Genomic DNA, 15276 nt, shown 5'->3' on the forward strand with positions numbered 1-15276 from the left:
CCTGCAATTTGATTCACCCTACGATGCCACCTCTCGTAACTCGCAACTTGAGTTAGCAGATGAATCGCAATCTTATCTTTGCAGTCATCCTTACATTCAATGGTTTGAAGTTTAGGATGCTCTGTACTTTACGTCACTTTTTAATGCTATCTAGTTTCATGCTTTAGCAGGACTACCACTTGGAACTACAGATAGACTTTGGCAGCCACCGGTTTCATTACGATTAGAAGCATAACAATTCGTTAAGGAATTCAAACCATGCAATCTCAAAAAACTCGTCCCAGCACTGACTTACCTCCTGTCGCAAGTGCATACAACGGTGTCGATCGCAACGCTTTTCTGTTTGGTTGGAACCCTCAAGCTGAGCTATGGAATGGTCGGCTCGCCATGATCGGTTTCCTTGCCTATCTGATCTGGGATTTGGGAGGGTACAGTGTCGTGCGTGATCTGCTACACCTCGTTGGTTAAGCTCTTCAGTAATCTATAGCAAGGTCCTTAAACAAGGACATTGTTGAAGTGCAGAATGATCGTCAAGTCCAGATACTAGCTTCCAACTCATCCAATGACTGGGCAATGCTGAAGCAACAGATTGATAATTGTGCTGGGACTAGTTGTTAAGTTGACGATTCTACTGGTGAGTTGAGGCATCTATTAACCCGTTCACCAATCACTTTATCGTTGCTGATACGAACAGATTCCAGCCTTGCTTTTCGGTTTAATTACGGTCGATAGACATGAGTTATCAAGAAGCACAAGGAAAGCCTGAGGAAAAAGTGACTTACCCTCAAGAGCCGTCATACATGAAGGTCACAAAACCGCACAAACCATACACCCAACATTCAACTAGCCAACCTGAGAAAATGATTAATCCTACTGCCAAAAACAAAAATCAGTCCAATTCCCTGTCTCCCCTTATTGCAATACTGGTCGTGCTGCTTCCCATCTTAGGGGTTGCCGCCATTTACTACGGGTTGTTTAATCCCTAATGCGTTCCCGTAGCTTTCGGACTAAAAGCGCTTCCAAAGCTTTACAGTGACTAATTAAATAGGCTCTTCCCAGCTTTTTTGGTGATTTGGTTTCTACAACATCCTCAAAAACGGAAAACTCATTGCTGAGACGGACACGATCTTTGATTTATCCAACGTAAATGCTGAGTTTCACGCTGCTTGAAAGTTCTAGATCAACAAAAGCTGGGAAGAGTCACAATAGGTCTGGTCTTTCCTAGGAGCAAGTGAGGCGGCAGGAGGATTTGACCATTGAAGGACTTGTTCTAGGAGCGGGGGAGAGTGAGCATCAAAATACCTCCCATAGTTTGCCATAGTTTGGGAGGCTCTCGTGAATGAAATTCGGCTTGTTAACAGTGTTTACTTGTTAACAGGATTTCAAGTGCGAAACTTTGAAACTCTTGATTAGAATGCTTCAACGAGAATCTGCTCTAGCTTCTCTCAGTCTGGCATCAAGTGCCTGACGATTCTCGGAAAGGGGAGCCGCTAATCGTGAAATATTCTCGATCAGCCAAGGCATCAGGCGGTTGCCCCACACCACAAGATGACTTTGCCACCCCACCAAGATTTCGGGCGACTTGTTGTTGAGTCCCGCAATCAGGGTTTGAGCTACTTTTTGAGGGGTGGTCGGCATGACCCACCGAAACCACTGAAAGTTCTGAACCATATCTGTATCAGTCAGAGAGGGTAGTAGGGCAACGACTCGGATATTATGTGCTGCAAGTTCGCCCCGCAACGCTTGAGTGAATCCCAAAATCGCAAACTTGGTCGCGGAATATGTTGCCATTGTCGGGGCAGCAATTTTCCCCATGAGTCTCGACACATTCACGATCGTTCCTTGTCGTTGGACTGCCATCCGTCGAGCAATCAGCCGAGTAATGGTGTACATCCCCATGAGGTTGAGGGCAATCTCTTCTTGCACCTTCGGCAGTTGGGATTGCAAAAAGGGCGCTTGGTGGGCGACACCCGCACAGTTAATGAGAAGATGAATGGGTCCGTAATCGCGCCAAGCTTAAGCGACGGCAATATTGACTTCTACAGAGTGAGCTAGATCTAAAGCTAAAGGAACAGCTTCAACTCCCAGGCTTTCGATTTCAGTTGCCACCTCGATCAATCGTTCATGCGTCCGTGCAACTAAGATCAGTCGTTGCGCTCCTTGTCGAGCAAATTCCAGTGCGATCGCTCGTCCAATGCCACGAGAAGCGCCCGTGATTAGAACGGTCTTTCCTTGAATATTCATGTTAAAGCCTCCAAGTATTGAGGTTTTAGGTGTTCTCTGCCTTTGTGAACTGATAGAGGATGCAAAGAACTGAGGGAAATTTTTGAGTGGGGCTTTAAGTGAGCGCCTGCTGCTAGAGCGATCTACATTTCGCTACGTTCCCCTCCCACAGCCAATTCCAGAATTCAGGGGATGGGGTTAGAGTCGAGAGTGAAGTAAAGCATGAGACACAACTCCTAAATACAAGAATCAATCTGCAATCGCTTGACCTGCATACCCTAACAAAGGGATCAAGTAGTCGCAACACTTATTAATAAAAAGCGAGAATTGTGATATTCCGATACAAAACACTCAGAAACTGATCCATCCCAGAAACTCAGGTTAAGCTTACCTTCGCTACACGGTCACTAGATTCTCGTATAGTTCTATGGAGATTACTTCAACTTGCTGAAAGATAAGGAAGCTTCAAATCTGAGAAGCGATTTGAATGAAGTGATAGGAGATGGAATACGTCCAAAGCTATCCTCTTGTCGTAGCGAAATTCTAAACAGCACGGCTCAAATGGCTTGCTTTAGGGGTAGGTGGGGTTCATGTCTTGGCACTTTGCACCCGTCAGTTTAGTTTCGAGTCGATTTAGTTAGATAAAAACCTCTGCCGAAGCTAGAACCGAATCGGTAGAAGGTGATGTTCTAGACGCGAGGATTAATATCAAACCGCTCGTCCAAATTCATGACGATTATCAACCGCCAATGACAACGTCATGCAGCCATTCCGATTTGGAAGAACAGATTGTTTTACGAGCTAAGCGTTTGATCCGAGTACAGAGCGTGAGATGTTACGCTCAATCGTCTGAGTCTGCTCATGGTCATGCCGGAAAAACCGCTTCTTCTCTTACCCCGCTTTCTATCTCTCATCCTTGCTGTTGGCACTCTGACGCTGAAAATCAGCGGCTCTCGCGATCCGAATCGTCCCTTTTGGAGAGACATAGGCAACTTCTGGATAGTATTGTGCGGGCGGATTCTCGGGAGCGCGAGCAACAAAATCAGCGATCCGAATTTGAGTCGGTTCGAGTTGCAGTGCCATGATCAGGCAGCGACTATTGCCTTTACACCCTGCGTGCGCTACACCGCGCAATCGCCCCCAAACTAAAATGTCTCCTCCCGCGATCACAGAACTGCCAGGATTGAGATCACCCAACACGACCACAGTTCCGTTATGACGAATTTCGGTGCCCGATCGCAGGGTCATCTGCACGTAAAGCGGCTCTTCTAGCCCAGAGGAGCCACCCACCGGTTTTGCTCCTGGCGCAACAGCGGTTTGCTGCTCGACAGAATACCCAGCCGTGGCAGCAACCACAGCAGTTTGGCGGCGGCTAGTGTAGACCCACCGCAGTTGAAGTTGCAGTTCGGCGAGTTCGTCTGCGATCGCTTGAAGTTGGCGAGTGTCGAGCAAGCGATCGCCCACTACTAAATGCACTGCCGTGTTAGGTTGCCAAAATCGCTCACGACCAAGCAACTGTTGCTTAAACTGTTGCCAAATCTCGTTCCAAGAGAAGCCAACGGGCGATTTGGTCTGTTCTGCATCGGGGGGCAAAATCAGCAATAGCTTTCCGTCCTCATTTTTCAGACGGACTTGCATACTCTGAGGAATATCGAGGAGCTTCGGCAATTCCTCCGTTACAGGTTCTACTGGACTAGACGACGTTGAAGAAGTCTCAGATGGAGAAGCCTCAGATGGAGAACCCTCAACAGGGGGCTTTGAAGGGCTAGAAGATGTCTCAGTCGGAGGTGAGGGATCAGACGGAGTAGAAACAGAGGTGTCAGAAGTCATGCCGGAACTCGGGGCTTTAACGGACTAAATCATATTGATTCGCGGAGCGTATTGCAAGGGTAGAGCTCAGGAGGATAGGTTGCCGCTGAGATATTTGAAAATCACAAGGAATCTAGCTAAAACGGTACATGGTTCTCTTTCAACCTAAAGATATTTGAAATGTCTACATTAGGAGATAGAGTCGCAAGCTCAAAGCAGATAAAGGCTTGAGTCTAATTGAACCATTTCAGCCTTTGAACTTTAAAGGCAATACTGACATCTTTGGTTACATATGTCCTTTACACTCTAGTTGGATCACTGAAAAAGGAGTCACAATGTCGGAGCTAATTCAAGCCGTTCTGAGCAGCAACGAAAGAATAGATTATCGAGAGTTTGCTTGCCTTTTACGGGCAACAGACAAGCGTTATTTTTTAAGAAATGAAATTCTGCAAGCCTTTGGAGACTATTGCCAACGTAGCGAAAAGTCTCAGGAATTTTATACATCTTCGCAATTAGGAAAATTAATTTATTTCACTCAAGAAATCATTCTGGATGATGAGAGTTTGTATCTGATTATCCGACCGCGAATTGCTCAACAAGAGGTGTATCGGCTGCTTGACGATCTATCGGTTGAGCAACTGACTATCCAAGAATTGCTGGATTTGCGCGATCGCTTTGTCAATCACTACAACCCGCAAGAGGGTGACATCTTTGAAATTGATTTTCAGCCGTTCTACGACTATTCGCCCTCACTTCGCGATCCAAAAAATATTGGTAAGGGCGTAGACTATCTGAATCGATTTTTGTCGAGCAAATTATTTAATGATCCGCGGCAGGGGCAAGACTTACTGTTTAATTTTTTGCGGCTGCATTGCTACGACGGCTCTCAACTGCTGATTAATGAACGGATTCAGACCCAGCAGCAGCTATCGGATCGGGTGAAACAGGCACTAGAGATGGTCAGCCATTTCAGCCCCGATCAGGCATACGAAACCTTTCGCTTTGATTTACAGAACCTTGGATTTGAGCCGGGATGGGGCAATACGGCGCAGCGAGTGCGGCAGACGCTAGAGATTTTAGATGGTTTAATCGATTCGCCCGATCACCAAGCGTTGGAAGCGTTTATTTCGCGCATTCCAATGATCTTTCGAGTGGTGTTAGTTTCGGTTCACGGCTGGTTTGGGCAAGAAGGCGTGTTAGGCAGACCGGACACGGGCGGCCAAGTTGTGTATGTATTGGATCAAGTTAAAAGTCTAGAGAAGCAGCTTCAGGAAGATTTGCACTTAGCTGGGCTGGGGGTTTTGAACGTTTCTCCCAAAGTAATGGTGCTGACGCGATTGATTCCTAACAGTGATGGAACTACGTGTAATCAGCGTTTAGAAAAAATTCATGGCACTCATGATGCTTGGATCTTGCGTGTTCCGTTCCGCGAATTTAATCCAAAACTGACGCAAGATTGGATTTCTCGTTTTGAAATTTGGCCCTATCTCGAAACCTTTGCCGTGGATGCAGAGCGAGAACTCAGAGCAGAGTTTCGAGGAGCGCCAGATTTGATTGTGGGTAACTATTCCGACGGCAACTTAGTCGCATTCTTATTAGCTCGCCGTTTGAAAGTGACGCATTGCATTGTTGCCCATGCGTTAGAAAAATCGAAATATTTGTTTAGTAATCTCTATTGGCAAGATTTAGAAGATCAGTATCATTTCTCACTGCAATTTACCGTTGATCTCATTGCCATGAATGCGGCTAATTTTGTGATTAGCAGCACCTATCAAGAAATTGTCGGAACCTCTGAAAGCGTGGGTCAGTATGAGTCCTACAAGTCGTTTACGATGCCAGAGCTGTATCACGTTGTGAGCGGCGTTGAGTTGTTTAGTCCTAAGTTTAACGTTGTGCCGCCGGGAGTCAACGAAGTCGTATTTTTCCCCTTCACGCGAGACGAAGAGCGGTTGCACGCTGAGCGCGATCGCTTAGAAAATCTTCTGTTTAACGATGATGATTCAGGGCAGATTTTTGGCAAGTTAGACGATCCGAACAAGCGCCCGTTATTTTCAATGGCGCGGCTGGATCGAATTAAAAATTTGACTGGACTGGTCGAAGCCTATGGCAAGAGCAGCGAACTGCAAGAGCGCTGCAATTTGATCCTCATCGCAGGTAAACTCCGCACCGAAGATTCAACCGATCACGAAGAAATTAGCGAAATTGAGAAGCTATACCATTTGATTGATCAATACAATCTGCATGGAAAGATTCGTTGGCTTGGAGTGCGGCTATCGAAGAGCGATACGGGGGAGGTTTACCGAGTCATTGCCGATCGCAAGGGCATTTTTGTGCAGCCAGCATTGTTTGAAGCGTTCGGATTAACGATTCTCGAATCGATGATCACCGGATTGCCAACCTTTGCTACGCGCTTTGGCGGTCCGTTAGAGATTATTCAGAACAAAGTTAATGGGTTTTACATTAATCCAACCGATCACGAAGAGGTTGCATCGGTCGTTGTAGAATTTCTTGAGCAGTGCGATCGCAATCCAACTTATTGGGATCAAATTTCTCAGAAGAGCATCGATCGTGTCTACAGTACATACACTTGGAAGATTCATACGAGTCGCTTGCTGTCGCTGGCTAAAATCTACGGCTTCTGGAATTATTCCTCGCAAGAGAATCGGGAGGACATGTTGCGCTATATCGAATCATTGTTTCATCTGTTGTACAAGCCCAGGGCACAGCGGTTATTGCAGGAACACATGAATCGATGATTTGAATCGATCATGTTTGATCAGTGATGGTGTTTGCCATTTTGTCCTGGAATTTTGGGTTGTTGGCATACCGTCGGGTAGAGGCGCGACATGTCGCGCCTCTACGAGGGATATCACCATGCGACTGATTACATTTGCACCGTCATTCCTACCGATAACCCGCGTTCCCCAATCTACAAATTAAATTATTTTATGCATCGTTTAGCGGCAATTCCCGGCGGTTGGAATCCTGACACAGAAGGTGTTGTATTTATCGAACAAACGCCCGCTCCGATCGTTATTCTGACTGCTGCCGATACCGAAATTCAAACCCTAGCCAAAGCGGTTTCTGACTTGCCACAGGGCTTTCCGGCGGTGCGCGTCGCGAACCTGTTAAATCTACAACAACAGCTCACGATCGATACCTACGCTGAAGACGTTCTAGAACATGCAGAAGTAATTGTGCTGCGATTGTTGGGCGGACGATCGTATTGGTCATACGGGTTAGAAGTCGTTAAAGAAACGTGCGATCGCAGTGGGGCGTCGCTGATCGTGTTACCAGGGGACGATCGACCTGATCCAGATTTAATGAGCCATTCTACGCTCCCATTGTCAGCGACTAATCAGGTTTGGCAGTATTTTACAGAGGGCGGCATTCAAAATAGTCAGAATGCGCTTAAATTTCTTGCCAATACTTGTTTAACTCAAAATTACGAAGTCGTTTCTCCTAGCGTTGTACCAAAGGTTGGACTATATCAGTGGCAAGAGGCTAAAACCGTATTAACAAATTGTCCTGAAGCTGGAATTTTATTTTATCGAGCGCATTATCTTTCTGGAAACACAGATGTGATCGATGCATTGTGTCAGGCATTAGTAAATTGTGGTTTAGCTCCAGTTCCAGTGTTTGTTTCATCATTGCGCGATCCCGACGTTCAAGCCGAACTGCTAACTTACTTTCAATCTAATATTCATGTCCTGCTTAATACCACCAGTTTCTCAATTTCTTCTCCATCATCCCCATCCAATTTTTGGAAAACGCTTGATGTTCCAGTCCTTCAAGTCATCCTAAGTAGCGGTACGCTTGAACAATGGCAATCGAACTTTCAGGGGCTTTCACCACGCGATACCGCGATGAACGTAGCGCTTCCCGAAGTGGATGGACGAATTATTAGTCGAGCGGTTTCGTTTAAGACGGTGCAAGCTCGCCACCCCGAACTGCAAACGGATGTTGTTACCTACAAGCCTATGCGCGATCGTATCCAATTTGTCGCTGATCTGGCTGCTAATTGGGCTCAGCTCCGCCAAACTCCTGTTTCTGACCGAAAAATCGCGCTAATTCTAGCGAACTATCCCACTCGCGACGGTCGCCTTGCAAATGGTGTTGGATTGGATACTCCTGAAAGCTGCATAGAGATTTTAAAATCGTTAGAACAAGCTGGCTATAGCGTTGAGAATATACCAGAGACATCTAATGAGTTAATTAAACGATTAACACAGGGAATCACAAACGATGTCGAATCAAGAGAGTTAAGAGAAATACAACAACGGCTATCGGTAGAAGAGTATCAAGAATATTTTGCAACGCTGCCTGATTTGATTCAAAAAGGCATTTCAAGTCGCTGGAATGATTTAACGGATCAAGAATTTCCAATCGCAGGAATTCAGTTAGGGAATGTGTTTGTCGGCATTCAACCTGCACGTGGCTATGATCTTGATCCATCGTTAAATTATCACGCTCCAGATTTAGAACCCACACATTCATATTTGGCGTTTTATTACTGGGTGCGATCGCACTTTCACGCTAACGCCATTGTGCATGTGGGCAAACACGGAAACCTAGAATGGTTGCCGGGTAAAAGCATTGCGCTTTCCGAGAATTGCTATCCCGAAGTTGCGATTGCAGCCATTCCTCATCTCTATCCGTTTATCGTCAATGATCCGGGTGAAGGCGCTCAAGCCAAACGTCGCGCTCAAGCCGTGATTATTGATCACCTCACGCCACCCATGACACGTGCGGAACTGTACGGCGGCTTACAAAAGCTAGAAGCGTTAATTGACGAATACTACGAAGCGCAAAGTTTAGATCCAACGCGATTGCCCGTGATTCGCGATCGCATTATTGCTTTGGTGCAGCAAGAAAATTTAGTCCAAGAATTTGCGATCGAATCCATCGATGATCTAATTACAAATTTAGATCGCTATCTTTGTGAACTCAAAGAAGCTCAGATCCGCGATGGGTTACATATTTTTGGCAAATGCCCAGAAGGGCGACAACTGCGGGATTTAATCATTGCGATCGCCCGTCACCCCCAACCCGGACGTCTCGGACTCACCCGCGCTTTAGCAAAAGATTGGAACCTAGACTTCGATCCGCTAACGGCTGATCCAGCAGAGGTGCTAGTGGATCGCGAGTGGAGAACGGTTGGAGACGCGATCGCAGCGTTGGAAGATCAAGCGGCCAACGTCGTTGAAAAATTGTTAGCCGATCCCCAACTCCAATCCGTACCGCCTCACTTCCAGCATCTTCACCCTGAACTCCACTGGATTCAAACCGCACTCCTTCCGGCCCTCCGAAATACTTGCCAAGAACTCACCAATCTCCTCCACGGCTTAGACGGCGGCTACATCCCTGCTGCCCCCTCTGGCGCACCTACACGCGGACGCCCGGACGTTCTTCCAACCGGACGTAACTTCTACTCGGTGGACATTCGAGCTATTCCTACTGAGAGTGCTTGGGATGTTGGACGCAAAGCCGCAGAAGCCCTAATCGAGCGGTACACCCAAGAACACGGTGACTATCCCAAAACTCTTGGGCTTTCCATGTGGGGCACATCGACGATGCGAACGGGCGGCGATGACCTTGCCGAAGCCCTGGCATTATTAGGCGTTCAACCTGTTTGGGATGGCGCATCTCGTCGCGTCATTGACTTCGAGATCTTGCCTCTATCACTTTTGGGTCGTCCTAGAGTCGATGTTACGCTGAGAATTTCTGGATTTTTTCGAGACGCTTTTCCTAACCTGATTAGTTTGTTCGATCAAGCCGTAATTGCAGTTTCTAACTTAGACGAACCTGCTGAACAGAATCCACTTGCTGCAACCGTTCAACAAGAAACCCAAAATTGGCAGGAACTGGGACTCACTCAAGACCAAGCGAAGGAGCGATCGCGCTTCAGGATGTTTGGCTCAAAGCCTGGTGCCTATGGTGCTGGACTGCAAGGACTGATCGAGGCGCAAAACTGGACAGACGATCACGATCTCGCTCGTGCATACATTAACTGGAGTAGTTACGCCTATGTTGGCTCCGGTGTTGCTCATTCTGCTTCAGAAGCATTTGAAAATCGGTTGCGAGATATGCAAATTGTTCTACACAATCAGGACAACAGAGAGCATGATCTATTAGATTCCGACGACTATTATCAATTTCAAGGCGGGTTGACGGTTGCCGTGCGATCGCTTCAAGGTAAAAATCCTGCAACGTATTTTGGCGATCATGCTTTGCCAGAAAACCCAAAAGTGCGATCGCTCAAAGACGAGATCGATCGCGTTTATCGCTCTCGCGTAGTCAACCCCAAATGGATTGCGGGAGTCATGCGCCACGGTTACAAAGGCGCATTTGAAATGGCAGCAACAGTAGATTATCTATTTGCTTACGATGCCACAACGCGATGCGTTGAAGATTATATGTATCAAGGTGTCGCTGAAGCGTACATCTTCGATTCGGCTGTGCAGGCCTTTGTGCAGCAGAAAAACCCATGGGCACTGCGAGATATGTCAGAGCGATTGCTAGAAGCTAACCAGCGAGGCTTATGGCAACACGCGGATCAACAAACGTTAGATCACCTTAGAGAGATCGCGCTACAAGCCGAAGGCGAAATTGAAAGCGCTATCAATCCTCAGTAATTCTGTCCGGAGAACCTCAGGATCGCTCGATTAACTGAATAAGGTAAATCCAACTACCATCAGTTGTCTCAACGCACGACATGAAACACGGGGAACGGCTTCAGAACGGGATGTTAACGATCGTACTTGGTGCAAGCGTTCTTGCGATCGCAAAAACCTTTATACCAACCGATACCCTATCAACCCAAACGTCAACCTACGCCTTTCCAGCAAACGTCTCAATTCCAGGTTGGCGGCTGCTTCAGAGTAATCCAATCGCTGCGCAGCAAACCCTCAGCCCCGCTTTGGTGTCCCGATTGGATGAATTCACGATCGCGGGTCGTCACTACCAATATTTGCGTCAGGACATGCCAATTTCAGTTGAGACACGGTATCTGATGAGGGGATATGTAGACGTGCCTTCGATCCTTCAAGATTCTACCCTCACGCTCAATCAACCCGAATTTGTGATTCGCGATCGCGCAGGGGTCGGCACTTATGTTTTGTTTTATCAGCAAGGGATTCCGCACCTCAGCACTTGTATTGCATCCCACGGTGAAACTTTAGTTCACGGCAACGAGTTTCGCCGCCGTGAAATCTATCCATCAGTGGTGATAAAGCGTCTACTTCCGTGGGTGCTAGGACAAGCTCCTCTACGCGATACCCGCTGCCTGTGGATTAATATTTCAACGACGGCTCAAGGTGCGAAACAAGGGTCTAGTGCGTCTTTGGGGGAAGCGATCGCAGTCTCTCAGAACGCTGCGCCGCCTGAGCTAGAAGCGGCTTTGGCAGAATGGGTGCAGAAATGGCAGAATCATTTTCCAAATCCTGATTAGTAGCATTACTAAATCTGCTAACCAATAGGCAGTGTTGTAGACCTAATTAATTGGCTTCGATGCCGTGTCGCAAAGACACGATTAATAAAGTTTTTACAAGGATAGGAGGATTAGACTTAATCCTCCTATCCTCAACTTTTTACAGTGCGTCGTTGTATCGATCTTCGGTGAGCAAAGAACTCGGGTGGGAATCAAAGAGCGTGGGAAAGAGGTATTGCCCACTAGACTCAGCAAGCATAGGCTGCTCTAACTCCTGACTCCTTATGCCTTAACCCTGTCTATTACTCTTGACCGCCAGGAGTAATGCGATCGACCGCGTCAACCACGCGATCAATGATATTCGGTTTGCTGGTCGCCGTTTTCTGGATAGCCTGAGGAGTCATGGGCGTAGACTGCAAGCGTGGATCAGGCTGCGGCGGTTCGGGTTGTGGGCCTATAGGCTGCGGATCTGCCACATATTGGAACTCACCTTTGCCATCCATGGAAGGTCCTTTTGCCCAACGACCTTCGGCGCTTTCTTGCCCCTCGGAGTGGTTCCAGAACTGATAAGCGTGCTCGTTTTTCCCGTATTCGTAAGCGATGCTAGGAACAACGGCATCCCCAAATCCTTCACTTTGCAGATCTTCGATCGCGGCCAACCACTGGTTTTGGTGCATCGTGTCGCGGGCAATCATGAAACTGAGATGGTCTTTCACGCCTGGGTCATCGGTCATTTCATACAACCGTATAGTCTGTAAGAGGCCCTGAGACTCGGCATGGAGGTTAGAACGAAAGTCCGCCATCAAGTTGCCGCTTGCGACAATAAAGCGACCATTCCAGGGGAAGCCAACGCTATCAGCAGGCATTGCACCGCCACCAGAAACAATTTCGTGCTGGGGGTTCATCGCCGCCATAATCACGTCTCGGGGGTTTGTGCCTCCCATAACGGCACCGACTACAGGATCTTTTGCACCCTCTTCTTGCATTTTGATCGGTGCTTTGTCCAGTAGATGGGCGATCATTGTGGAGAGCATCTCCACGTGACCAATTTCCTCAGTCCCGATGTCCAGCAACATATCTCGGTATTTAGCAGGTCCGCGACAGTTCCAGCCCTGGAATAGGTACTGCATCATCACGGTCATTTCCCCGAAGCTACCGCCGATCAGCTCTTGCAGCCTCTTGGCATAAACCGGATCGGGCTGCGTTGGTGGAGTAAAGTATTGTAACCGTTTTGTGTGATAAAACATTAAAATCTCCTTGACTTAAATTTCTACGTTTGGTATGCTACCGAACGAGAATAAAGTACGCCTCTAGCAGCGCTTGGCGTGCTAAAGCTTAACGTTTGTTTCATTCCTTCTTCCTAGGTAACTAGCTATACGTTTTTTGTGCGTCACTCTTCAGTAAGACAAAAGCGCACCTAATTGGATGTAGAGCATCATCTTCAATCTGTTGTTAGCGATACGTTGAACAACGCTTCAGGACAAGATTAAGCAGCAATGACGCTGCAACAGCGCAAGCTTTCAAAACTGGGCTCTAATCAACGGCAGTGACCAGTCCAACTTGGGAATTAAGATTTCCAGATGGATGTCATGGCGGCAGCAATAAATTTGCAAATCCTTAATATGCGGCATCCAGGTTAGAGGCGATGCCTGCTGATAGCGTCGGCTTTCTATCGCGTCGAGCATTTTGCGCCTCTCAACAAATTGCGTTACAGAGTTTTACAGTATTTCCACCTTGTGAAGCTCAACCCGCTAGACTATCATCACCCCCTCCTTATCCGCCAAGATCGATATGATTGGCTCGTAACACAATCAATGATCATCTCCGATTCCGTCCTGGATGCCCTGCTCAAAGCCCTTCCTCAGGTGCATCCCCAAATGTATTTCAAATCTTCCATGACGGCTCTCTCTCATGCCATGGAAGACCAAGTTTTGGCGGGAGACGATCATCCACTGGTCATTGCGAGCTTTCAGCGGGAACGGTTTTATCGGCAAGAGGCACATCGCTACTTACGCATTTCTGAACGAACGGATCAAGTCTACGTTCTAGCCGCTCCAGAAACCGATTTTACAAACCAATCGAATCACTATGAAACGATCGCTTTTGATCCAAAAGATGCCCTCAGCAAGGAGTGGCATCTGGTTGTTTTAGGACAGCAGTACGCCTCGTGTTTGATTTGCAAAGAGCGAGAATTGCCAGAACTGCGGACTGACACCCCTGAATTACATGTGGATCAGGCTCGGCGCTTTGAAGGAATTTGGACGTTCGATCGCGCAATGGTTTGCAAAGCAGCCGAATTGTTGCTGCACCGAATTGCCCAGTACCGCCCGGAATTAAAATCTAAAACAGATGGCGTTCTTGAGCAAATTGAAACCGAAGCGCACTCAGGCGGCATTCATGTTGACCCGGCTCCCTTTGCGCAGCGATTGGTGACGTATCTTCAGGCAGGACAGTACAAACTGACAAAAGCCTACCGCTCGATCGCGGAGCAAGAACGAAAAGAGCGATTGGTCAACCTGATTACAGCCGCCGTGCGGCAATCGCTCAACCCCAACGAGATCCTCAAAGTGGCAGCGACGGAACTCGGACAGGTATTAGGCGTAGGTCGGTGTTTGATTTATCGCTGTAAAGCGATCGACACTAGCGCCACGCTTGATCATGAATATCTCGGTTCCATCTGCGATGAGCCTGTGCCATCGTTGGCAGGTCGAACTTGGACGCTGCAAGGCAATCCGCTGTTTGAGCAAGTGGTGCAGGAGCAAGAACCCGTCTATATTCAAGACACTCAAGCCGATGACCGACTCTCGGTGATTAAAGACGGAGAATTCACGATTCAAGCCCTAGCGCAAACGTGGCATATTCGCTCGTGGTTGATGGTTCCGGTACTGCATCAAAATCAACTTCTGGGCATGGTAGAGCTGCATTTCTGCAACCCAACACCCCACGACCTAAATGAGCATGAACTAGAAATGATCGAAGCGATCGCAAGTCAAATCGGCGTCGCTTTAATCCAAGCCGAAGCGTTTGAGAATCTAGAAGACCTCAACCAACAGCTAGAAGCCCTCGATCGCACGCGCAGCAATTTGATCGCGATCACCGGACACGAACTCCGCACCCCCTTATCGACCATTCAGGTTTGTTTAGAAAGTCTTGCCAGTGAGCCTGACATGTCGCCTGACCTGCGGCAAGTGCTGTTAAATTCCGCTCTGACGGACGGGGAGCGAATGCGAAAGCTCATTCAAGACTTCCTGACGCTCTCACGCTTAGAGAGCGGACGCGTCGAATGGAGAATGGAGCCTTTGCCCCTTTGGGAATGTGTTGATCTCGCCCTGAGCAGCGTTCAAGCCCGCCGATTTGCCGATCCGATTCCACAAATTGTGACCCAACTTTCGACCGAGCTACCCTTGGTGAAGGTCGATGGAGAATGGCTTGTAGAAGTGTTGACCAAGCTGTTAGACAACGCCTGTAAATTTACCGATCCCGACGGCAGGATTACGATCCAAGCAAAGCGCATCGGCAGCAAGATGCTAGAAGTCACCGTCTCCGATACAGGACGAGGAATTGAAGCCAACCGGCTCGAAACCGTCTTCGATCGCTTTTATCAAGAAGAAGGCGCACTGCGTCGCACAACCGGAGGAACTGGACTTGGACTGGCGATTTGCCGTCAAATTATTACCAATTGGGGCGGACGAATTTGGGCAGAATCGGGGGGTAAAGATCGCGGGAGCCAGTTTCACTTCACCATTCCCACGGTGTCGCTCGAAGAACAGCAGTCAATGTCCACTCGCCGAAGACGCAATCACTAGAGGACTTGG

Annotated in this window: 9 protein-coding genes and 2 pseudogenes; 6 read left to right on the plus strand and 5 right to left on the minus strand. The window is 47.9% G+C overall.

Going from position 1 to position 15276, the window contains the following annotated elements:
• Positions 1-258 precede the first annotated feature (258 nt).
• Complete coding sequence (locus AC5I6P_RS17275) at positions 259-468, plus strand: high light inducible protein (RefSeq protein WP_495695018.1); 210 nt, start codon at positions 259-261, stop codon at positions 466-468.
• A 266-nt stretch (positions 469-734) separates the two neighbouring features.
• On the plus strand, positions 735-986 hold the full coding sequence (locus AC5I6P_RS17280) for a hypothetical protein (protein WP_495695019.1): 252 nt from the start codon (positions 735-737) through the stop codon (positions 984-986).
• Positions 987-1419: 433 nt separating this feature from the next.
• On the opposite strand, the pseudogene AC5I6P_RS17285 reads toward AC5I6P_RS17280, so the two are convergent.
• From AC5I6P_RS17285 to minC, 3 genes and pseudogenes are all read right to left on the minus strand, one after another.
• Positions 1420-2244: pseudogene (locus tag AC5I6P_RS17285) on the minus strand (SDR family NAD(P)-dependent oxidoreductase).
• A gap of 687 nt (positions 2245-2931) precedes the next feature.
• Positions 2932-3078 (minus strand): annotated as a pseudogene (locus AC5I6P_RS17290) (IS1 family transposase); the annotation flags it as partial.
• A gap of 48 nt (positions 3079-3126) precedes the next feature.
• Positions 3127-4053 carry a septum site-determining protein MinC gene (minC, locus tag AC5I6P_RS17295; RefSeq protein ID WP_495695020.1) on the minus strand — a complete coding sequence of 309 codons (927 nt, stop codon included), beginning with the start codon at positions 4051-4053 and terminating at the stop codon, positions 3127-3129.
• Positions 4054-4367: 314 nt separating this feature from the next.
• Between minC and AC5I6P_RS17300 the strand changes: the two genes are divergently transcribed.
• From AC5I6P_RS17300 to AC5I6P_RS17310, 3 genes are all read left to right on the plus strand, one after another.
• On the plus strand, positions 4368-6788 hold the full coding sequence (locus tag AC5I6P_RS17300; RefSeq protein ID WP_495695021.1) for a sucrose synthase: 2421 nt from the start codon (positions 4368-4370) through the stop codon (positions 6786-6788).
• A 90-nt stretch (positions 6789-6878) separates the two neighbouring features.
• A complete protein-coding gene (gene cobN, locus AC5I6P_RS17305) occupies positions 6879-10667 on the plus strand; it encodes a cobaltochelatase subunit CobN (protein ID WP_495695022.1) in 3789 nt (1262 codons plus the stop codon).
• 80 nt (positions 10668-10747) lie between these two features.
• Complete coding sequence (locus AC5I6P_RS17310; protein WP_495695023.1) at positions 10748-11482, plus strand: cyanoexosortase A system-associated protein; 735 nt, start codon at positions 10748-10750, stop codon at positions 11480-11482.
• Positions 11483-11763: 281 nt separating this feature from the next.
• On the opposite strand, the gene AC5I6P_RS17315 is transcribed toward AC5I6P_RS17310, so the two are convergent.
• Together AC5I6P_RS17315 and AC5I6P_RS17320 are read right to left on the minus strand one after the other, a co-directional pair.
• Positions 11764-12708: a manganese catalase family protein gene (locus AC5I6P_RS17315; protein ID WP_495695024.1), complete on the minus strand. Its 945-nt coding sequence runs from the start codon at positions 12706-12708 to the stop codon at positions 11764-11766.
• Positions 12709-12981: 273 nt separating this feature from the next.
• Positions 12982-13146 (minus strand): hypothetical protein, encoded by a 165-nt coding sequence (locus AC5I6P_RS17320; protein WP_495695025.1) that lies wholly within the window; start codon positions 13144-13146, stop codon positions 12982-12984.
• 129 nt (positions 13147-13275) lie between these two features.
• Between AC5I6P_RS17320 and AC5I6P_RS17325 the strand changes: the two genes are divergently transcribed.
• Positions 13276-15267: a DICT sensory domain-containing protein gene (locus tag AC5I6P_RS17325; protein WP_495695026.1), complete on the plus strand. Its 1992-nt coding sequence runs from the start codon at positions 13276-13278 to the stop codon at positions 15265-15267.
• Positions 15268-15276 lie beyond the last annotated feature (9 nt).

It is taken from the genome of Myxacorys sp., from assembly GCF_059501405.1.

Bases quoted from the DNA above. Each gene is read 5' to 3' on its own strand.
- AC5I6P_RS17325 (WP_495695026.1), top strand. From the start codon at position 13,276: ATGATCATCTCCGATTCCGTCCTGGATGCCCTGCTCAAAGCCCTTCCT.
- cobN (WP_495695022.1), top strand. From the start codon at position 6,879: ATGTCGCGCCTCTACGAGGGATATCACCATGCGACTGATTACATTTGC.
- minC (WP_495695020.1), bottom strand. From the start codon at position 4,053: ATGACTTCTGACACCTCTGTTTCTACTCCGTCTGATCCCTCACCTCCG.
- AC5I6P_RS17280 (WP_495695019.1), top strand. From the start codon at position 735: ATGAGTTATCAAGAAGCACAAGGAAAGCCTGAGGAAAAAGTGACTTAC.
- AC5I6P_RS17275 (WP_495695018.1), top strand. From the start codon at position 259: ATGCAATCTCAAAAAACTCGTCCCAGCACTGACTTACCTCCTGTCGCA.
- AC5I6P_RS17315 (WP_495695024.1), bottom strand. From the start codon at position 12,708: ATGTTTTATCACACAAAACGGTTACAATACTTTACTCCACCAACGCAG.
- AC5I6P_RS17300 (WP_495695021.1), top strand. From the start codon at position 4,368: ATGTCGGAGCTAATTCAAGCCGTTCTGAGCAGCAACGAAAGAATAGAT.
- AC5I6P_RS17310 (WP_495695023.1), top strand. From the start codon at position 10,748: ATGAAACACGGGGAACGGCTTCAGAACGGGATGTTAACGATCGTACTT.
- AC5I6P_RS17320 (WP_495695025.1), bottom strand. From the start codon at position 13,146: ATGCTCGACGCGATAGAAAGCCGACGCTATCAGCAGGCATCGCCTCTA.